General features: G+C 62.2%; 21 protein-coding genes. 15 read left to right on the forward strand and 6 right to left on the reverse strand.

All coding sequences use genetic code 11. The features are described from left to right. Nucleotides 1–22: 22 nt before the first annotated feature. On the forward strand, nt 23–2,260 hold the full coding sequence (locus tag FAA86_RS01710; RefSeq protein WP_167494855.1) for a putative bifunctional diguanylate cyclase/phosphodiesterase: 2,238 nt from the start codon (nt 23–25) through the stop codon (nt 2,258–2,260). A 58-nt stretch (nt 2,261–2,318) separates the two neighbouring features. Continuing rightward, complete coding sequence (locus tag FAA86_RS01715; RefSeq protein WP_136538081.1) at nt 2,319–2,567, forward strand: hypothetical protein; 249 nt, start codon at nt 2,319–2,321, stop codon at nt 2,565–2,567. An 18-nt stretch (nt 2,568–2,585) separates the two neighbouring features. On the opposite strand, the gene trhO is transcribed toward FAA86_RS01715, so the two are convergent. Next, a complete protein-coding gene (trhO, locus tag FAA86_RS01720; RefSeq protein ID WP_136538082.1) occupies nt 2,586–3,530 on the reverse strand; it encodes an oxygen-dependent tRNA uridine(34) hydroxylase TrhO in 945 nt (314 codons plus the stop codon). 171 nt (nt 3,531–3,701) lie between these two features. Between trhO and FAA86_RS01725 the strand changes: the two genes are divergently transcribed. The 5 genes from FAA86_RS01725 to FAA86_RS01740 are packed head-to-tail and all read left to right on the forward strand — an operon-like array spanning nt 3,702 to nt 8,366. Beyond that, entirely contained in the window at nt 3,702–5,219 is a 1,518-nt protein-coding gene (locus tag FAA86_RS01725) for an ABC transporter substrate-binding protein (RefSeq protein ID WP_136538083.1), read from the forward strand. Continuing rightward, entirely contained in the window at nt 5,216–6,151 is a 936-nt protein-coding gene (locus FAA86_RS01730; RefSeq protein WP_136538084.1) for an ABC transporter permease, read from the forward strand. Before FAA86_RS01725 ends, FAA86_RS01730 begins: the two co-directional genes overlap by 4 nt. Beyond that, nucleotides 6,148–6,606, forward strand: a complete 459-nt coding sequence (locus FAA86_RS24885; RefSeq protein ID WP_246034974.1) for a hypothetical protein — start codon at nt 6,148–6,150, stop codon at nt 6,604–6,606. The genes FAA86_RS01730 and FAA86_RS24885 overlap by 4 nt, the downstream gene beginning before the upstream one ends. Continuing rightward, nucleotides 6,607–6,966 (forward strand): ABC transporter permease subunit, encoded by a 360-nt coding sequence (locus FAA86_RS24890; RefSeq protein ID WP_246034975.1) that lies wholly within the window; start codon nt 6,607–6,609, stop codon nt 6,964–6,966. Next, nucleotides 6,963–8,366 (forward strand): ABC transporter ATP-binding protein, encoded by a 1,404-nt coding sequence (locus FAA86_RS01740; RefSeq protein ID WP_136538085.1) that lies wholly within the window; start codon nt 6,963–6,965, stop codon nt 8,364–8,366. Before FAA86_RS24890 ends, FAA86_RS01740 begins: the two co-directional genes overlap by 4 nt. Here FAA86_RS01740 and FAA86_RS01745 read toward each other — a convergent pair. Then, the gene (locus FAA86_RS01745) at nt 8,363–9,271 is read right to left on the reverse strand and encodes a CHAD domain-containing protein (protein WP_136538086.1); all 909 of its coding nucleotides are present in this window, start codon (nt 9,269–9,271) and stop codon (nt 8,363–8,365) included. The genes FAA86_RS01740 and FAA86_RS01745 overlap by 4 nt on opposite strands. Beyond that, nucleotides 9,255–9,743 (reverse strand): CYTH domain-containing protein, encoded by a 489-nt coding sequence (locus FAA86_RS01750; RefSeq protein WP_136538087.1) that lies wholly within the window; start codon nt 9,741–9,743, stop codon nt 9,255–9,257. The genes FAA86_RS01745 and FAA86_RS01750 overlap by 17 nt, the downstream gene beginning before the upstream one ends. A gap of 153 nt (nt 9,744–9,896) precedes the next feature. Here FAA86_RS01750 and FAA86_RS01755 point away from each other — a divergent pair, with 153 nt between their 5' ends. The 4 genes from FAA86_RS01755 to FAA86_RS25155 all read left to right on the forward strand — a co-directional run bounded on the left by FAA86_RS01755 (nt 9,897) and on the right by FAA86_RS25155 (nt 12,534). Beyond that, on the forward strand, nt 9,897–10,535 hold the full coding sequence (locus FAA86_RS01755) for a 2-dehydro-3-deoxy-phosphogluconate aldolase (protein ID WP_136538088.1): 639 nt from the start codon (nt 9,897–9,899) through the stop codon (nt 10,533–10,535). A gap of 88 nt (nt 10,536–10,623) precedes the next feature. Next, a complete protein-coding gene (locus tag FAA86_RS01760; RefSeq protein ID WP_113461063.1) occupies nt 10,624–11,322 on the forward strand; it encodes a tellurite resistance TerB family protein in 699 nt (232 codons plus the stop codon). A gap of 107 nt (nt 11,323–11,429) precedes the next feature. After that, on the forward strand, nt 11,430–12,119 hold the full coding sequence (locus tag FAA86_RS01765) for a GNAT family N-acetyltransferase (RefSeq protein WP_136538089.1): 690 nt from the start codon (nt 11,430–11,432) through the stop codon (nt 12,117–12,119). A 13-nt stretch (nt 12,120–12,132) separates the two neighbouring features. Further along, nucleotides 12,133–12,534, forward strand: a complete 402-nt coding sequence (locus FAA86_RS25155; RefSeq protein ID WP_342774115.1) for a hypothetical protein — start codon at nt 12,133–12,135, stop codon at nt 12,532–12,534. A 3-nt stretch (nt 12,535–12,537) separates the two neighbouring features. Here FAA86_RS25155 and FAA86_RS01775 read toward each other — a convergent pair whose 3' ends face one another. The 3 genes from FAA86_RS01775 to FAA86_RS01785 all read right to left on the reverse strand — a co-directional run bounded on the left by FAA86_RS01775 (nt 12,538) and on the right by FAA86_RS01785 (nt 15,274). Next, complete coding sequence (locus tag FAA86_RS01775; RefSeq protein ID WP_136538090.1) at nt 12,538–13,656, reverse strand: nickel/cobalt transporter; 1,119 nt, start codon at nt 13,654–13,656, stop codon at nt 12,538–12,540. Then, a complete protein-coding gene (locus tag FAA86_RS01780; RefSeq protein ID WP_136538332.1) occupies nt 13,650–14,294 on the reverse strand; it encodes a DUF1007 family protein in 645 nt (214 codons plus the stop codon). The genes FAA86_RS01775 and FAA86_RS01780 overlap by 7 nt, the downstream gene beginning before the upstream one ends. An 86-nt stretch (nt 14,295–14,380) precedes the next feature. Continuing rightward, the gene (locus tag FAA86_RS01785) at nt 14,381–15,274 is read right to left on the reverse strand and encodes a LysR family transcriptional regulator (RefSeq protein ID WP_136538091.1); all 894 of its coding nucleotides are present in this window, start codon (nt 15,272–15,274) and stop codon (nt 14,381–14,383) included. Between the two features lie 562 nt (nt 15,275–15,836). Between FAA86_RS01785 and odc2 the strand changes: the two genes are divergently transcribed. From odc2 to FAA86_RS01805, 4 genes are all read left to right on the forward strand, one after another. Continuing rightward, nucleotides 15,837–16,970 (forward strand): ornithine/lysine decarboxylase, encoded by a 1,134-nt coding sequence (gene odc2, locus FAA86_RS01790; protein ID WP_113461059.1) that lies wholly within the window; start codon nt 15,837–15,839, stop codon nt 16,968–16,970. A 66-nt stretch (nt 16,971–17,036) separates the two neighbouring features. Beyond that, nucleotides 17,037–17,633, forward strand: a complete 597-nt coding sequence (locus tag FAA86_RS01795; RefSeq protein ID WP_136538092.1) for a GNAT family N-acetyltransferase — start codon at nt 17,037–17,039, stop codon at nt 17,631–17,633. A gap of 318 nt (nt 17,634–17,951) precedes the next feature. Continuing rightward, nucleotides 17,952–18,596 carry an OmpW/AlkL family protein gene (locus FAA86_RS01800; RefSeq protein WP_377344430.1) on the forward strand — a complete coding sequence of 215 codons (645 nt, stop codon included), beginning with the start codon at nt 17,952–17,954 and terminating at the stop codon, nt 18,594–18,596. 389 nt (nt 18,597–18,985) lie between these two features. Then, nucleotides 18,986–19,618 (forward strand): outer membrane protein, encoded by a 633-nt coding sequence (locus FAA86_RS01805; protein WP_136538094.1) that lies wholly within the window; start codon nt 18,986–18,988, stop codon nt 19,616–19,618. Nucleotides 19,619–19,670: the final 52 nt, after the last annotated feature.

Below are 19,670 nucleotides of genomic sequence, written 5' to 3' on the forward strand. Positions count from 1 at the left end.
TTGCCAGGCCAGGGTGTAAAGAATGCGGCTTCAGAATTCAAAGAGACGGCTCCAGCCGATCAGAGATCGTCGTTTTGTCGCCGGTGCGTTGCTGCTGGTGTTTGCCGCGGTCGCCGTTCTCGTTGCCTTCACTGTTCTCACCGCACTTGACCGTGTGGCGACCTATGCCAACCATCTCGATCAAGAACGCTCGCGCGAGACGCTGGTCGGCGCGATCCAGACCTTCGAGCACCAACTCGGCGCAACGCTGAACGACTATGCCGCCTGGGACGATGCCGCGGAGAATGTCTATCGGTTGCGGGACAGCGACTGGGTCAACAGCAATTTCGGCGACATGACCTTCGACAGCGATCTCTTCGATGTCGCCATCGTCATCGACCGGCAGGGCGAGGTCAGCATGGCCTATTCCGACGGTCAGCCGATCATCGGCGAGGTCGGTGGCTTCCTGCAGACCGACGTTCAACAGTTGCTCGACAAGGTGAAGAGCACGCCTGCGAACCAGATCCCGCAGGCCGGCGGCTTCGTGCGCACGCACAAGGGAATCGGTGCTGCCGGCGTCGCCTTGATCCGCATGAAGTCCGGCGAACTCGGTGTGCCCGACGAGCAACGTGCCTATCTCATCTTCATCCGGCACCTCTTCACGTCGACCGTTGAGCGGATCGGCAAGGCTTATGTGCTGCCAGGCTTGATGCTGGTGCCGCCGTCGACCCGGGCCACACATCTCGTTCCAATCGTTTCGCCGTCGAATGCGACCATTGCCGCGCTTGCCTGGACCCCAAGGGCGCCAGGCGATCTCAGCCGTGGGCAGGTGCAGCCTCTGGTGACGTTGGCACTGACGCTGGTCGCAATCTACTGCCTGCTGCTCCTGGTGGTCGGCCAGCGCATCTTCCGGAGCCTTTCCGCCGACGAAGCCGTCGCGATGAAGCTTGCCCTGACAGACAGGCTGAGCGGGCTTGCCAATCGGGAAGGCCTGCGCGTGCTGCTGCAGGAGCGCGTCGAGGCCGCCCGCGCCAACCAGACCGATGTCGTCCTGCTTTATCTCGATCTCGATGGCTTCAAGGAAGTCAATGACGCCTATGGTCACGCAACCGGCGACAGCCTGATCCGAGCGGTGGCCGCTGGCCTGACCGTGCTTGTCGGTCCGGAAGCGGCACTCGCTCGCATCGGCGGTGACGAATTTGCCGTCGTGCTCTCCGGCACTGACCTTAACATGCGTGCGACGGCTCTGGCTGACGCCATTCTCGCCTTCTTTGACGAGCCTCTGACGCTTGGCGAGCGAGTGGTCGTGGTTGGCTGCAGCATCGGTCTTTGCACCTCGCCGGCCGGTAGTGTCGACGGCGCGGAGCTGACGCGCCGGGCCGATATGGCGATGTATTCCTCCAAGGATGGGGGACGAGGCCGCTGGACATTCTATGACCCGCAGATGGACGAGGCGCGCGAGACCCGCAATCTGCTGGAGCTCGATCTTCGGGCGGCCATTGCGCGCGGCGAAATCGAGGTCGTCTATCAGCCCGTCGTCGACGCCAAGACCTTTGCGCTTGTTAGCGTCGAAGCGCTGGCCCGCTGGAACCGCAGGGGGCACGGCCCCGTCTCGCCGGATGTCTTCATTCCGATCGCCGAGGCGAGTGGCCTCATCGATCAGCTGGGCCTGTGCGTGCTGCGCCGGGCGCTGTTCCAGCTTTCGCAGTGGCCCGAGCTCAAGCTGTCAGTCAACGTTTCTCCGGGGCAGTTTCGCGATCCCGCCTTTGTCGATCGTGTGGCCGAGGTTTTTGACGAGGCCGGGATTGAGCCGGGCCGCGTCGTCATGGAAATGACGGAGACCTACTTCATCCAGAGCCCGGACCGGGCGCGCCAGGCGCTGGAGCGGCTCAAAGGTCTCGGGCTGCGCATCGCGCTCGATGACTTCGGCGCCGGCTTCTCCAGTGTCGGCTATCTGCGGCAGTTCGGCTTCGACCGGATGAAGATCGACCGGTCGCTCGTTCAGTCGCTCGATCGGGGCCATCGGGCAGTGGAAATGCTGCAGGCAACGGTCGCGCTTGCGCGCTCGCTCGGCATTCCCGTTACGGCCGAGGGGGTCGAGACGGAGCAGCAGGCGGTGATCCTGCGCATTGCCGGCTGTGACCAGCTGCAGGGCTATCTCTTCGGTCGACCGCAATCGCCGGAGGACATTGCAGCACTGATGGTCCGGCCGATGGAGCTGCGTGCCAAGGCAGCGGAGCTTGCCTTCGCAGCGAGCCGCGACGGTGGATTGCTGGTGTAAGGCAAGGGGGAACCGGACCCGGTCTTTATGCCTTTCTCTCGCAGAAAGGAGAGATCAGATGCTCACCACCGATACCTGGCTCAAAATTGTCTGCAGCATGATGATCAACGCCGTCATCTTCGGCGCTGGTGCCATTGTTGTCCTGTCGGTTCCGGCGCTTGCCGTCCACGCCAAGGTCTTGCTGCCGCTCGTCATCATCGCCGCCTTCGCCGCAGCACCCCTGTTCGCGCTTGTGATCGCCCCGCGCATGCGTCTGCGCAACTGGGGTCGTCGCGAGTGGAAACGTGGCGACATGATCTCTGGCTAAAGAGACATTCGGCGGCGTTCAGCCGCCGATATGCTTTTCGCCACGCTTTTTCGCCAGTGCTATCTGCAGCTGGCGCTGCCGATAACGGTCGCGATCGGCCTCGGTGCGGCTGTCATAACAATGGCTGCAGGAGACACCCTCCTCGTAATGGGGATGGGTCAGTTCCTCGGCGGTAATCGGATTGCGGCAGGCGTGGCAGAGCTTGTGGTTGCCCTCCTTCAGGCCATGCGTGACCGAGACGCGCTCGTCGAAGACGAAGCAGGCGCCGTCCCACAGGCTCTGTTCTTCCGGCACTTCCTCCAGATATTTCAGAATGCCACCCTTGAGGTGGTACACTTCCTCGAAGCCCTGCTGCTTCATGAAGGCCGTTGCCTTTTCGCAGCGGATGCCGCCGGTGCAGTACATCGCGATCTTCGGCTTGTTGTGCAGGCCGGGATTGTTCTTCACCCAGTCGGGAAACTCCCGGAAGGTCTTCGTGTTCGGGTCGACTGCGCCGCGGAAGATGCCGATTGCCGTCTCGTAATCGTTGCGGGTGTCGATAACGATGGTGTCCGGGTCCGAAATGAGCTCATTCCAGTCCTTCGGATCGACATAGGTGCCGACGATCTCGTTGGGGTCGATATCCTCGACGCCCATGGTCACGATCTCTTTTTTCAGCCGCACCTTCATGCGCAGGAAGGGCATCTTCGATGCACGGCTTTCCTTGTGCTCGAGGCTCGTGAATTCCGGCTGGCTGCGGATATAGGCCAGTACCTTGGCAATGGCCGCATCGGTCCCGGCGATCGTGCCGTTGATGCCCTCATGGGCGAGAAGCAGCGTGCCCTTCACACCTTCGGCCTTGCAGAGGCTCTCCAGCGGCTCCTGGAAGCTTGCGAAGCGCGGGAACTTGGCAAAGTGATAAAGCGCGGCGACGCAAAAGGCGCCGCTGGTCTCGGGGCGTGGGGCTGCTGAGTGTTCTGTCATGGCCTGCGAAATACCCCCTCTACCCCTGCGGCGCAACGGATTTCCGCAGGCCGGGACAAGTTTGAAAATCGTCAAGTCCATGAGCAGGCTGTGGGCAGTGCGCCATGACACTGGACAGCAGAACGGCATTGATTACACGGACGTTACTTTATAACATTAAAGGTGATGCTAATGTTCAAGAATATGTTCGCAGCTTCGCTCGCGCTTCTTCTCTCAGGCACAGCGCCCGCCATGGCAACGGATGGCGTTGTCGATATCGTCGCGCCGTTCGAGATCACAGGTCTCGATCCCGCCAAGTCCGGCGACATCTTCTTGCGCATGGGGATCGTGGAAACGCTTGTGGAAGCGGACAAGGACGGCAATCCGATTCCGGCTCTCGCGAAGACCTGGTCCGTCAGCGAGGATGGGCTGGTCTGGCGCTTCGAGCTGCAGCCCGGCGTCAAGTTTCAGGACGGCACGGCACTGACGGCCGACGCTGCCGCGTCTGCGCTCAACATTGCCAAGGCCAAGGCCGGCCTATTGAGCAAGGCGCCCATTGCCGACATCAAGGCTGAAGGGGAGGGGACGGTCGTCGTGACGCTGTCGAAGCCTTTCGTGCCGCTTCTTGCCTTCCTCGCCGAGAACCGTGCGCAGATCCTGGCGCCGGCCGCTTACGAAGGGGCCGAGGTCAAGGCGATCATCGGGACGGGACCGTTCAAGCTGACCAAGCTCGAGGCTCCGCAAAGCCTCGCGGTCGAGCGCTTCGCCGATTACTGGGGTAAGAAGCCTGAAATCGAGAAGGCGACCTATCTGTCGGTCAGCCGCGCCGAGACCCGCGCGCTGATGGCCGAAAGCGGCGACGCCGATTATGTCTTCAATCTCGATCCCGCAAGCCGCACGCGTCTGGCAAAGAGCGACAAGGTGGTGTTGCAATCCGTGTCCATTCCGCGCAGCGTGCTCCTGAAGGTCAATGCGGGTCATGCCTTCCTTTCCGACGTCAAGGCGCGCGAAGCACTCAGCCTTGCCATCGACCGTGAAGGCTTGGCCATCGCGATCCTGCGCTATCCGGCGGCAGCCACGCAGCTTTTCCCGCCGAGCCTCAAGATCTGGCACGATGCCGGGCTTGCCCCGCTTGCCTATGACCCGGAAAAGGCGAAGGCGCTTCTTGCCGAACTCGGTTGGAGCGCGGACGACGATGGCATGCTTCAGAAGGACGGCAAGCCGTTCGCACTGACGCTCACGACCTATCCCGATCGCCCTGAGCTGCCGCTGATTGCTGCGGTCCTCCAGGACCAGCTCAAGGAAATCGGTGTCGCGCTGACGATCAATTCCACGAATTCATCCGAGATCCCTGCCAAGCATCAGGACGGGTCACTCGAGCTTGCGCTGATGGCGCGCAACTTCGCGCTCGTCCCTGATCCGATCGGCACCATGCTCTCAGACTACGGTCCCGGTGGCGGAGACTGGGGCGCCATGAACTGGACCAATGTAAGCTTCGAGGCGGCGCTCGACGACCTCACCCGCGTGACGGACCCGGCACAAGGCGAAGCTCTGCGTCACCGGGCCGTCGCGGCGATCCAGGCCGACCTGCCGGTGATCCCGATTGCCTGGTACCAGCAAACCGTTGCCGTCTCCCCGCAACTGGAGGGGGCTGAGCTTGATCCGTTCGAGCGTTCCTTCGGGCTTGAAGACATGCGGTGGGCGAAATGACGAAAGCAATCCTAAACCGCCTCATTCAGGCGGCTCTGGTGGCATTCATGGTTGGGCTCATCTGCTTTGTGATGACACGGTCGCTGCCTGGCGACCTTGCCTACCGTATCGCTGCTGGCCGCTATGGCTTTGACGTCGTCGACAGTGCAGCCGCTGCGAAGGTGGCTGCCGAACTCGACCTGGGCAAACCGGCGATTGTCGCTCTTTTCGAGTGGATGGCCGACCTCCTGCGCTTCGATCTCGGCACGTCACTGGTGACCGGCAAACCCGTTATCGATGAGATTGGCATGCAGCTTGGCCATACGATCGAGCTGGCGCTCGCTGCGATCGTGCTGTCGCTTTTCATCGGACCGCCGCTCGGCATTCTCGCGGGGCTCAGGCCCGACGGGGTCCTGGACCGGGCACTGATGCTTCTATCGACGGCGCTTCGCGCTCTGCCGCAATTCGTGGTCGGGCTGATCCTGATCATCGTCTTCGGCATCACGCTCAATGTCTTGCCTGCGGCCGGACATACCCATGGCGCCCATCTCGTGCTCCCGGCGCTGACACTGGCGCTCGGTCTGGCGGCCGTCTCCAATCGCGTCGCGCGTGATGCGATGGTCGCGGTGTTGCGCTCGCCCTATTACGCCTTTGGCCGGACCAAGGGGCTCTCCGAGTGGCAGGTCTTTGCGCGGCACGGGCTGCGCAATGTCGCAGTGCCGATCGTTACCTATCTCGGCGTGCAATTCGTCTATCTCGTCGAGGGTGTCGTGGTCGTCGAGACGCTGTTTGCCTGGCCAGGCATCGGCCATGCTCTGGTCCACGCCATCTTCGGGCGGGACGTGCCGATGATCCAGGGAACGGCACTCGTCATGGGATTGATGTTCGTGGCGCTCAACGCGCTCGTCGATCTCTTTTGCCATGGCATCGATCCGAGGAGGCGCAGCGCATGACGACGTTCGATTATGTGGCACCGCGCCCGGCACGCTGGCCGGTCCGCCGTATCATCGGGGCGACCATCCTTCTGGCTCTCCTCGTCTTTGCATTCCTGCCGCTTCTGATCGGCGGAGCCGACCCGTTGAAGCAGAGCTTGCGGCTGACACTGCAGGGACCGACTGCTGCGGACTGGTTTGGCTATGACCACCTCGGCCGTTCGATGCAGGCGCGTCTGGCGGCTGCCCTTCGGCTGTCGCTGGGGCTTGCGCTTCTCTCGGTCTTCACCGCCATGATCCCGGGCGTGTTGCTCGGTGTCTTGGCGGCCTGGCGCGGTGGCTTTGTCGATCGCGCCGTCGGTGCGGTCTCCGAGGCCTTCCTCGCGCTGCCCGGCCTCCTGCTGGTTCTGATGCTGACGGCGATCGTGCCGGATAATCCGGCAATGCTCTATATCGGCATTTCGCTGGTGCTCTGAGTGGAATACTTCCGCCTCACGCGCGCCCTGGCACGGCCCCTCCTGATGTCGCCGGCGGTCGAAGCCTCACGGCTTCTCGGGTTCGGGCATGCCTATATCCTGCGTCGGCATCTGTGGCCGGAACTTGCTCCGATGGTGCTGACTGTCGCTGCCTATGGTGCAGCCACGGCCATCATGGCGATCGCGGCCCTCGGCTTCGTCAGTGTCGGCGTGCGCCCCCCGACGCCGGAGCTCGGTTCGATGATGATCGAGCTTCTGCCCTACTACCAGGAAGCACCGCATGCGCTGCTGCAGCCAATCGCGGTCATCTTTCTGATGGTGCTCGCACTCCAGTTGATCGGCGGAAAGGACAAGTCATGACCATTCTTCTTTCTGTCGATTCCGCTTCCGTTTCTGCAGTGACCGGCGAGATCGTGTCTCCGGTGTCCTTCTCCTTGCGGGCCGGACGACCCTTCACCATTCTCGGGGAGACCGGGTCGGGCAAGAGCCTCTTGGCACAAGCCATGATCGGCGTGCTCCCAGAGGGACTGACGGCCACTGGCTCGGTGACCATCGACGGCCAGGTCCTTTCGCTGGCAGAGCGCAAGCGGTTCCGCCCGCTCTGGGGCCGGAAGGTCGGCGTCCTGCCGCAGGAGCCATGGCTGGCGCTCGACCCCACCATGGTGGCGCTCGAGCAGGTCAGCGAGGGCCACCGTTATCTGAGGCGGCTCGGGGAGGACGAGGCCGTCTCGGCCGCGCGTACCGATCTCGAAGCGCTGGGTGTGCTCGATGCCGAAGCGAAGCTGCCGGGTCAGTTGTCAGGCGGCATGGCCCAGCGGGTCGCCTTTGCCGCAGCGCGTGCCGGTGGTGCCAGCATCATCATTGCCGATGAGCCGACCAAGGGGCTTGATGCCGCCCGACGCGACGAGGTCATCGCGCTTCTGATGAGGGAAGTCGAAGCCGGCGGGACCGTCTTGACCATTACCCATGATCTGGCGCTCGCTCGTCAGATGGGTGGGGATCTCGCCGTCATGCTCGATGGCAGGATCATTGAAATCGGCGAAGCCGCAGAGGTGCTGGCCTCGCCAAGGCATGACTATACACGTCGTCTGATTGCGGCAGAGCCGGAAAACTGGGAGCGCCGGACGGCAGCCACAGCTGCAGAGGAAGCCCCCATCCTCGTGGCTTCCGGACTGGCGAAGGCGCGCGGCGGCAAGCTGCTGTTCTCGGGTCAGGATCTGTCGATCAGACCCGGGGAGATCGTCGGCATCACCGGTCCCAGCGGTTCGGGCAAGAGTTCGCTCGGGGATGTCCTCCTCGGGCTTCTGAAAGCCGATGCCGGTGAAGTCATCCGTTTGCCACAGGCAAAACCGGTCCGCTACCAGAAGCTCTATCAGGATCCGCCCTCGGCCTTCCCGCAGAAGGTCACACTGGGTCAAGCCATCTCCGATCTGGTGCGGCTGCATCGGCTCGACGCATCACGCGTTCAGCCGCTGATGGAGCGGCTGCGGCTGTCGCCGGTTCTGCTGACAAGGCTGCCCACGGAGGTTTCGGGCGGCGAATTGCAGCGGTTCGCGCTGTTGCGGGTTCTTCTTCTCGATCCGGTCTTCGTCTTCGCCGACGAGCCGACCTCGCGTCTCGACCTGATCACGCAACAGGAGACCATCGATCTGCTGACGGAGCTGGCGCGGGAGCGAAACTGCGCGGTTCTGCTGGTCAGTCACGACGCGGCGATGATCGAGAAGACCTGCGACCGGCAGGTTGAGATCGGCGCGGTTTAAGTCGCCGCGCGCATCCACAAGGTCTCGACAATGCCGGCCTCGTGTTTTGCGGGGTCGGCGAAGACCTGATCGGCGAGATCAAGCGCTTCGCGGCGCAGGTCCTGCTGGCGGCGGATGATGATTGCGAGCAGGAATGACTGGCCTTCGCCGTCACCGAAGGTCTCGGGCTCGTGGTCGAGGAGCGTCGTCAGGACCGTGAGGTCATGTTCGTGACCGAGAAGGTCGACCAGCCTTTTCGCCTCGTTGCGCTTGGCGACAAAGGCGCTCGGCCAGAGGTCGCGCAGCAGCGAGAGGTTCATCCAGTAGGCCTGGGCCGCCTTCCGCAAGTCGTGGAAGGCTTCGCCATGGCTTTCGCCCTTGCAGGTCTCAAGCGCCTCATGGGCGTTTTCCAACCCCTTGCGCCAGCCCTTCGCGATCAGGCGCGACGCCAGTCTGGGCTTCGACGGCAGGGAAAGCGCGTCCAGCGCGCCGATCGCCGCTCGGCATTCGCTGACGACAGCCTCGACCTTGGCTTCCAGATCCTTTTCCTCGGCGGCGATCTCGTCCCGGCGCAGCGCCAGCACCGCGCGGGTCGCGTCCAGCGTTTCTGCTTCTTCGTCTGTGAGGGCGTGGTCTGAGAGATGCTCGACCGTTTCGATCAGTGCGGTCGCATCGCGGATGCGAGAGAGGCTGCGGCCGGCATCGCGCAGTCTGACGTTTTCCTGGCGGCGGAAGGCCTTGTCGCCGGTCGCGATCAGGCGATAGAGATTGCGCAGGCGCTTGAACTTCTTGCGGGCGGCGTGGATTGCGGCATGGAGACCTTCAGGCCTTGCCTCGAGGGCCTCTATCGCCTTTTCCAGCTCGCGGCGCGCGACGGTCTGGACCTCGTCGAGAAGCGGGCGGTCCGGCCTAATGCGATATGGCATGCACCAGCTCCGGCCGCATGCGCTCGGTCGCAAGAGCCTGATTGGAATAGCGCTTGTCGCCGGTGACCTCACGGCCAAGCCAGGTGGGAAGGCTCGGCGCGTCATCCTCCGATGTCATTTCAACCTCGGCCGTCACCAGGCCGCGATAGGCGCCTTCGAAGACATCGACTTCCCAGGTGAAACCTTCGAAGTCGACGGTGTAGCGGGTCTTCTCGATGACGTTGCCGATCGAGAAGGCGAGCATTTCCAGGGCATCGTCGTGGGAGATCGGATATTCGAACTCGTCGCGGGTCAGCGCGCCTTTGCCGAATTTGATTGTCAGCTGGGCCGTTTTGTCGTTGCGGGTGCGCACACGCACCGAACGGTCCGGCTCGGCAGCGATATAGGCCTGGCGGATATGGGTCTGCGACGTAACGGCCTTTTTCCAGCCATCGGTTCGGACGAGAAACTTGCGCTCGATTTCCTTCGCCATACCCTCACGCTCCGAAATATAACCGTCGCAAACATATCCGAGGCTGCAGCGTTAGCAAACTGGAAAGATTCCGTGCTACCTGTCGGTCTCGACATCGGCGGCTTCGCGCGCTAGTGAAGGGCCGATCTAATCGTTTTAAAAGAGGGTTCTGCCATGGGCGACAAAACCGAAAAGCTCCTCTCCACCCTGAAGCTTCAGCCGGTCGTGCCGGTTTTGATCGTCGAGGACGCGAAGACCGCCGTTCCGCTGGCGCGCGCTCTTGTCGCAGGTGGCCTGAAGGCGATCGAGATCACGCTCCGCACCGATGCCGCGCTCGAAGCCGTGCGACTGGTCGCTCAGGAAGTCGAAGGTGCCGTCGTCGGTGCCGGCACCATCCTCAATGCCGCACATTATGCGGCGGCTGTCGATGCCGGCTCGCAATTCATCGTCAGCCCGGGCACGACCCAGGAACTGCTCGATGTGGCGCGCCAGTCCGACATTCCGCTGCTGCCGGGGGCTGCGACTGCATCCGAAGTCATGGCACTGCGCGAAGAGGGCTACAAGGTTCTGAAGTTCTTTCCCGCCGAGCAGGCCGGCGGTGCGGCGTACCTCAAGGCGCTGTCCTCGCCGCTCGCCGGCACGCTGTTCTGCCCGACCGGCGGCATCTCGCTGAAGAACGCCATGGATTACCTGTCGCTGCCGAACGTCGTCTGCGTGGGCGGTTCCTGGGTTGCGCCGAAGGAGCTGGTCTCGGCCGGCGACTGGGCCGGCATCACGAAGCTTGCCAGTGAAGCTTCGGCCCTGAAGGGCTGACATTCCCGTCACGTCGCCGTTTACCGCTCTTTGTATTGTCTCTGTGGCTTCCTATCTAGGGAGCGACAGAGACAACAAGGAGACCGCGATGTTCGACGCCAAGAAGCTGCTGGATCAATTCCTCGGTTCGCAGATGCCCGGTTCTGCCGGTTCGATCGGCCAGAAGGGCAATGACCTCATGGGCATGGCCAAGGCCAATCCCTGGAAGACCGGCGCTCTTGCAGCCGTGCTGCTCGGCACGAAGACGGGGCGCTCCCTGGGCAGTAATGCCCTGAAGATCGGTGGCCTCGCCGTCATCGCAGGTCTCGGCTACCAGGCCTACAAGAACTACAAGTCCGGTCAGCCGGCAGAGCCGACCCAGTCGCTGCCCGAACTCCTGCCGCCACCGAAGGATTCGCCCTTCAGCACCGAGCCGCAGGCCGTCTCCAATGATTTCGCCCTTTCGCTGGTGCGCGCGATGATCGCAGCCGCCAAGGCCGATGGTCACATCGATGCCAGCGAGCGCTCGCGCATCATGGACAAGGTGCATCTGTCGGGCCTTGGTGCGGAGGCCGAGGCCTTTATCGAAGCGGAATTGGCCAAGCCGATCGACCTCGACGCGCTCGTTGCCTCCGCGAAGACGGAAGAGCAGCGGGTCGAAATCTACACGGCCTCGCGTCTGACGATCGAGCCGGATACCCGCACCGAGCGCGGCTATCTCGACATGCTCGCCGGCCGCCTCGGCCTTCCCGATGCACTCGTCGACCACATCGAGGCGACCGTCGCTTCCGCCAAGGTCAGCCTCTGAGATCGAGGATCTGCGGCAACCGGTCCGGCCGGTTGCCGCGTGTGGCGGTTGCCTTTGGCGCCAGCGTGACATAAGCCTCGGGCAAACACTGGGCCCGAGGCTTTTTCATGCGTGATCTGTCCACTTTCAAGGGATGTCCGGCTCCTCAGCCCGTCAGGCTGGAAGGGCGCTTCGTCGTTGTCGAACCTTACGACCGCGATACGCATCTTAAGGCGCTCTGGGACGGTCTCGGCGGAATGGAGATCAACCCGCTTCTCACCTATTTCACCCAGCCGGATTTCCAGGGGATCGAAGACTTCGACGCCTGGCTGACGACCGTTCAGAAGGGCGGTTGGGTCACGGAAGTCTTCCGGGACAAGGCGACCGGCAAGGTCGTGGGCATGGCGAATTACATGCGGCCGGACCCGGCGAACGGTGTGGTCGAAGTGGGCGGTGTTGCGCATGGCCCCGCCATGAGCCGTTCGCCGCTCGCGACCGAGGCTCATTATCTCCTGGCGCGGCATGTCTTCGATGACCTCGGCTATCGCCGCTATGAATGGAAGTGCCACAACGAAAACGAGCCGAGCAAGGTCACGGCGAAGCGCTACGGCTTCAGCTTCGAAGGGGTGTTTCGCCAGCATATGATGTCGAAGGGCAGAAACCGCGACACCGCCTGGTTTTCTATGATCGATAGCGAATGGCCGGTCATCCGGGCCGCCTTCGAGGCCTGGCTCGACCCTGACAATTTCGATGAGGCCGGACGCCAGAAGCGGCGGCTGGAAGAGTTGCGCGTCGAGATCGCAGCCGCCTCAAGCTGATAGGAAAGATACCGTGAAGCCGAACATCTACAGCATCATCCTTTATGTCGGAACGGCCGTCGCTGCCCTGGCGCTTGCCTATGCGAGCTTCAAGAGCGCCACCGTGGCCTGGTCGGTCGGCATCTGCGTCGCGATCGGTGTCGTAGTCTACGCTTTCAGCATGTTGCCGGAGCCGAAGAAGGTGGCGCGATCGGACGAGGCGCCCAAGACGCAGCGGTCACCGGCGGCACAGGCTGCGGTGGTGGTCGCCGTGATTTTCGGATTGATGCTTGTCGTTCCGACCGTCGTGCTCTGGCTCGGCCGTTATTCTCCGGAACTGGGCGCATTGGTCGGCGGCGTCGCGCTCATGGCCTTGTTCCTCATTCTCTGGCTGCGCTCGCGCTATCAGCGCAGCCACGAAAGGGACGAGGGCTGATCCTCAGGCGTTGAGGCTGGCGGCCAGCAGCAGGGCGCCCAGCAGGATCACGAGCAGTGCTGCGCCCACTTCGATCGAGCTAGCCACGATGCCAGCGCGGCGGGAGCCGGGGCCGGAAAGCCTCAAGGCGAAGCCCTTGGCGCCGACGGCAAGGCTTGCCAGTACCGAGACGGTGATGGCGGTGCCGAGTGCCATGGCGCAAACGGACAATATCCCGCCGAGCAGGAGACCGTTCAGCAGCGAGAAGGTCATGACAAGCAGCGCGCCGGAACAGGGGCGCATACCGACGGCGATGACGGCCGACCAGGCATCGCGCAGGCTAAAGGTGCTGCCGCCGAGAAGGCTCGGGTCTGGCAGATGGGCGATCCCGCATTCATGGCAGACCGAACCGGGCGCGAGCGCATCATGATCATGGGCGACGGCGACAGCGCGAAAGCGTGAACCGGCTGCCTCTTTCGATGACGTCGGTTCAGAGGGGCTGGCAAACAGGGATGCCGTGACGCTGCTGCCTGAAGGTACTTCCGTTCTCTCGAAAAGGCCGGCTGTTGCTGCAGACGGTGTTGCATGGGCGAATGACGTCCGCAGCTTGCGCACCAGCAGCCAGATGCCGAAGGCCACGATCATCGCATAGCTTGCGATTTCCAGCGTGCGCGTGGCGTCTGTCATGCTGATCGAGGTGCCGCGCAGGACGAGATAGGCCGTACCGACGACCGCGATCGCCACCATGCCTTGAAGAATGGCCGAGACGAAGGAGATCAGGATGCCGCGGCGCAGTTCGATCTCGTTGGCCAACAGATAGGACGAGATAACGGCCTTGCCGTGCCCGGGGCCGGCGGCGTGGAAAACCCCATAGGCGAAAGAGAGGCCAATCAGGGTCACGAGGCTCGAGGGATCCTCGCGCATCGCTTTCAAAGCATCGGTCAGTGAGCGATAGAAGGCCTGCTGATGGGCGTTGATCCAGACCAGCAACTCCGCAAAGGGTCCGGAAGACGGCTGATAGCTCGGCTCGGCAGTGCCGATGCCGAGCGGGGAGGCGGCGTGGGCGACGCCCGCGACCAGGGCGAGAGCGAGTGCTGCTACTGCGATTCGGGCAACCAGCCCGCGTCGGGCATGGCTCAGCATGTCACCTCCAGCCTGGTGGCAAACAGCTTGCCCATGTCATTACCGGTCGGATCGCTGAAGAAGGCTTCGGTCAGGTTCAGCTGGTTCTGCGCAATGATCTCGTCCGGGTCGGGTCGGACGACCTTGTGCGTGCAGGCCTCGAAGGCCTTGCCCTCGACCACCATGTCCTCGTCCTTGGCGAAGTCGATCGCGGTATAGAGTGTCGGGTCATAGACGCCGAAATTCATCCGGCCGCCGATCGTCACGGGCGTCTTCGGCTTTGCCACGAAGAAGACCAGAAGCTGGTTGTCCTTGAAGTCGACGTTGAAGACTTCGGGCCTCGCGATCTCGCTGGTGGTCCCGTCTTTTGTGATGAAAGTGAAGTAGCTGTAGTCGCCGAGCGAATCGCGGATGGTGTTGGCGATCTCGTTCAGCTCGGCGTGGTCGAGCTTGAGGTCCGTGTTCTTGTCGAAGTCCATGAGGACGCTCGAGGAGAAGATGTCATCGAAGCGCCAGACATTGCGCAGTTCTTTCAGCGTGCCGTCATCGGCGGCGACGATCTCCACGCGCGCTTCGGCAAAGATGTGAGGATGGGAGAGTGCCGGTGTCGCGAAGGCAACGACCGCTCCGGCCGCCCAATAACTCAGGCTTCTCAGCATTCTGTCCAGACCCTTCCCGATGTCCCGCATGGGTTCCCTCCTGTCGGATGAATGGGACAAAAGTGGGACCCGCTGCGATTCGCTGATCACGAGTAGCGCTTGAACCATGCGTGAAGGTAATCGACGAAGGCGCGTACCTTGGCCGGCAGATAGCGACGGTGCGGATAGACGGCATAGATGCCGCGGTCCTTGGCGATGTATTCGTCGAAGAGCGACACGAGCTCGCCCGAGGCGAGATGGGGCCTTGCGATGAAATCAGGGATCATGGCGACACCCAGGCCGGCACGGGCTGCGCGCAGGGTGGCTTGCGGGCTGTTCACTTCGATCGGACCGGACACACTGACGGTGATCGGGCTGCCATCGGTATCCACGAACCGCAGGCTGTTATGCGACCGGGAATTGGTGTCGATCAAGAAAGGGACACGGGAAAGCTCGCTGGGGTGAACGAGAGGGCCCTTCGCCTCCAGAAAGGCCGGAGTCGCACAGGCATAGACCCGGAAGTCCGAGAGCTTGCGGGCGATCATGCCGGAATCGTCCAGCTTGGTGATTCGGATTCCGAGGTCGAAGCCTTCCTCGATCAGGTCGACGAATCGGTCTTCAGCGACGATCTCCAGAGACAGTTCCGGGTTTTCCTTGGCGAAATCGATCAGCGACTGGCCGATCTCAGCATCGATAAAGGTGCGGGGCAGGGTGACCTTCAGCTTGCCTTTGAGGTCGGCATTGTTCTCGCGCACGAGATCGGCAAGGTTGTCGATCTCCTTCAGGATATCGGCAGCCGTCCTGTAATAGGTATGCCCAGCCTCCGTCAGGGAAAATTGCCGGGTGGTGCGATTGAGCAGCAGGGCGCCCAATTCGTCTTCCAATTCACGGACATACTTGGACAGCAATGCCTTGGATCGGCCTGTCTTGCGCGCAGCGGCCGAAAAACCTTCGGCTTCCACCACATCGATAAAAGCCCGGATCCTCGTCAGCGTATCCATGTCGCTCCCCTGTTGCCGCGCAGATTGTGAACGCGCGAAGTGAATTGTTCAATGAATAGCACGGTCCTCGCAGAAATTAACCAGGGGCGAATTTTCCTCTTGATTATGACGGACAGTTTTCTTATCTCCGTGCTTGCCCAAAGTCGCACGTGCCTGTGGGTGTCCGCCGACCCTCGAACTGGGATTTATCCCTAAGGTGAGGTCATCGGTAAGGTACCTGGAACTAACCCCTCCAGTCGCTATTCCGGCCAACCGGGAAATGCGAGGACATCTTGAAGCAACGACGGTGCGGGCCTTTCTGGTTCTCTGCCGGCTTTCCATCAGCCGGGGTACTGAAGAGGCACACCATCATTGCCGGAAGTGCGGTAGGGTCTCCCTCCAATCCATGGCAGACAAAGCGGATTTATGCGCTCAGGCAAGAGTGCGTTCATCCATCGTTTCGCGCGTCGAGCGTTCGTACGGTACCAGTGTCTCCACCGACTGGTTTCTTGCGATGTCTCGCCGTCCTTTGTCCATCCGAAGTCTCAGGCTTCGGAACCCTTGGCTTATGGAAGGTTGACCGATGACCACTGCACGTATCCTCGACTTCATCAACACCCGACGTCCGGAAGGTCCCTGCCTCGTGGTCGACCTCGACGTGGTGCGCGACAACTTCGGTGCCTTCCGTCATGCCCTGCCGGACAGCGCCATCTACTACGCAGTCAAGGCGAACCCGGCGCCGGAGATCCTCCAGCTCCTGGCCTCGCTCGGCTCGAACTTCGACTGCGCTTCCGTTGCCGAAATCCAGATGGCACTCGATGCCGGCGCCACCGCCGACCGCATCTCCTTCGGCAACACCATCAAGAAGGAGCGCGACATCGCACGTGCCTATGCACTCGGTGTCAACCTCTATGCCGTCGACAGCCACGAGGAAGTCGAGAAGATCGCGCGAGCAGCTCCCGGCGCCCGCGTGTTCTGCCGCGTCCTGACCGATGGTGAAGGCGCCGAATGGCCGCTTTCCCGTAAGTTCGGCTGCGTGCCGCAGATGGCCGTCGACGTTCTCGTCTACGCCCACCAGCTCGGCCTCGAAAGCTTCGGCGTCTCGTTCCATGTCGGTTCGCAGATGACAAAGGTCGATGCCTGGGATGGCGCCCTTGCCGATGCCAAGCGCGTGTTCAACTCGCTGGCCAAGCAGGGCATCGTCCTGAAGATGGTCAACATGGGTGGTGGTTTCCCGACCAAGTACCTGCGCGACATCCCGTCCGCAGAGGCCTATGGTCAGGCGATCAACGCGTCGCTGAAGAAGCACTTCGGCAACAACATCCCGCAGACCATCATCGAGCCGGGCCGCGGCATGGTCGGCAATGCCGGCGTGATCAAGGCGGAAGTCGTGCTGATCTCGAAGAAGTCCGACAATGACGAGCATCGCTGGGTGTTCCTCGACATCGGCAAGTTCGGTGGCCTGGCCGAAACCATGGACGAAGCGATCCGTTACCCGATCCGCACCGTCCGTGACGCCGATGACATGGAGCCCTGCGTCATCGCCGGTCCGACCTGCGATTCGGCCGACGTGCTCTACGAGAAGAACATGTATCCGCTGCCGATCTCGCTCTCGATCGGCGACGAGGTTCTGATCGAAGGCACCGGCGCCTACACCACCACCTATTCGGCGGTGGCGTTCAATGGCTTCGAACCGCTGAAGTCCTACGTCATCTGACGTCCGTGCCGGCCAACCGGCACGGACCTTCACAATCATCGTCACCGCTTGGGATGGGAGGCCACCATGGCCGCTGTTCTGACCAGCATGCGCGCGCTTTTCGCGCCGGCGCCTGCCTTTGTCATCGATACCGAAACGCCAGCCGACGTCGTCGCGCGTGAAGCGCTGCTCGACCGTGCCATGGGCACCAACCGCCGCAAGAAGTCGTCGGAGAAGATCCGTCGCAACCGGATCCCGGCCGAAGGGCTGGCGTTCGTGGCGCGTGATCCGGCGGGGCATGTGATCGGGACCGTGCGTCTGTGGAATATCGAGGCCGGCGTCAGCCGCGAAGGCAAGGCCATTGATGCGCTGCTGCTCGGTCCGCTCGCCGTCGATTCGGCGCATGAGGGCAAGGGTATCGGTGGCGCGCTGATGCGGGCCGCCCTCCTCGAAGCCCGCAAGCGCGGCCATGGTGCCGTGCTTCTGGTGGGTGACGCACCTTACTACGAGCGCTTCGGCTTCTTTGCCGACAAGACGCAGCATCTGGTGATGCCGGGTCCGTTTGCGCGCGACCGCTTCCTGGCGCTGGAACTCGTGCATGGCTGGCTCGAAGGAGCCGCCGGCATGGTGGTCGCGTCCGGTCGCAAGCTGTCGCAGCCGACGAGCCTGCGCCGCGCAGCCTGAGTGAAGGCTCCCGGATGCTCGCTGAAGGGCCCGGCCGCGACTCGTTCGCGCCGGGCCCTTTCCTTTGGTGGTCGACCACAGCCGCATGACGAAGGTTTTTTCCAATCGTCAACTCTGGCCGTGTCGTGGCGGTCACAGTTCGAGCGGCGATCGTTGTTCTTCATAATCAAGCTCTAACCTATTGATCTGGCTCAAGTGGCTCGCCTCTCCCGGGCTGCTAGCTGGCTTCGGCTTAATGCCGATGCTTGTTTCAAGGAGAGAATGATGACCACCGTCCGGACTGCCTCAACCCGCGCTCTTGTCGCGACCGCCACACTGATGCTGCTTGCACCGGCAGTTTCGGCGGCGGATCTCGCGCCACTGATGGAACCCGCACCCGAGGCGGCGACCGAGGCGGTCGCGGCGGCCAGCCCCTGGCAGATTCGTGTCCGCGGTCTCGGCGTGATCACGAATGATTCGGGCTCGGTGAATGGCGTTGCGGGCTCGGACCTGTCCTACAGCGATAGCGTGATACCCGAACTCGACATCACCTATTATCTCACCGACAACATTGCCGCCGAACTCATCCTCGGCACCACCTATGCCAACATCTATGGCGAGGGTGCACTCGCAAGCGTGGGGAAGGTGGGCAAGACATGGGTGCTGCCGCCGACGCTGACGCTGCAATACCACTTCACCGACTTCGGCGCCTTCAAGCCTTATGTCGGCGCCGGCGTGAACTACACCATGTTCTACAGCCAGGATGGCGACGCGGCGACGAGCCTCGATGTGAAGAACTCGTTCGGCACGGCGCTGCAGATCGGCGCCGACTACATGGTCAACGAGCATTGGGGCGTGAACTTCGACGTGAAGAAGCTTTTCCTCAAGGCCGATTTCGACGCGACGATTAACGGCACGGACTATTCCGGCAAGGCGAAGCTCGATCCATGGCTGATCGGCGCCGGCGTCACCTACCGTTTCTAATCGCCGGGCGGTTTCTTTTTTTTAGAGGGGGCGGATGCCGTTGGCGCCGCCCCTTCATTGCGTCTTCGGCCGGCAATGGACGCCGTTGATGTCGTGATATCAACGGGTTGAGGATCTTGTATCAAGTCGGAAGACCCGACTGCACCTGTTTCCTGTGTTGCAAATCTCACGCAGTTTTCACGCACTGCTGACAGGCTCGTCCATTTTTCCGCCACACGAAGGAACCATTTTGCTGCTCGATACTTCTTGCTGCGGGTCCTGTGCGGAAAATTATCGCATAGGCGGGAACAAAAGCGCTGGTTGGGTTTAGGTGGTTATGTTGTATAATCATCACATACATGAACCACAGATGGCGCTATAAGCGATCTTGTAACACAGGAGTTTATCACATGATCAAAAGCATCCTTCTCGGATCTGCCGCCGCTCTGGCGATTTCGACCTCGGCTTTCGCGGCTGACGCCATTTACGAAGCCCCGGCTGAGCCGCCGGTTGCCGTCGAAACTGTTCCGCAGTTTTCCTGGGCAGGTGGCTATGCAGGTATCCTGACCGGCTACGGTTGGGGTGACGGCGAAATCGAAGGCATCGCAGGGTCTGAAGACTTCGACGGTGCTCGCTTCGGTGGCTTCGTTGGTTACAACTGGGACCTCGGCAACCAGCTGGTTGTTGGTCTCGAGGGTGACCTGAACTACGACTGGAACGAAGAAACTGTTCTTGGTCAGGACTTTGATTCTGGTCTGAACTGGTCGGCACGTGCCCGCGTTGGCTACGCTATGGACCGCGCTCTGCTGTATGTTGCTGGTGGTTACACCGGTACGAACATCTCGACCGACGGCCCGCTGGGTAGCGACGACGACACGCTGCATGGCTGGACCATCGGTGGTGGCGTTGACTACGCTCTGACCGACCGCATGTTCACCCGCGTCGAATATCGTTACAACGACTTCGGCAGCGGCGACCTCGGCGGCACTGATGTCGACTTCGACCAGCACACGGTCAACGTCGGCCTCGCCGTCAAGTTCTGATCCAACTGATCTGACACGGAAAAGCCCGGCTTCCTCGCGGAAGCCGGGCTTC

This window comes from Rhizobium rosettiformans W3 (genome assembly GCF_004912135.1).
Lineage (GTDB): Bacteria > Pseudomonadota > Alphaproteobacteria > Rhizobiales > Rhizobiaceae > Allorhizobium > Allorhizobium rosettiformans.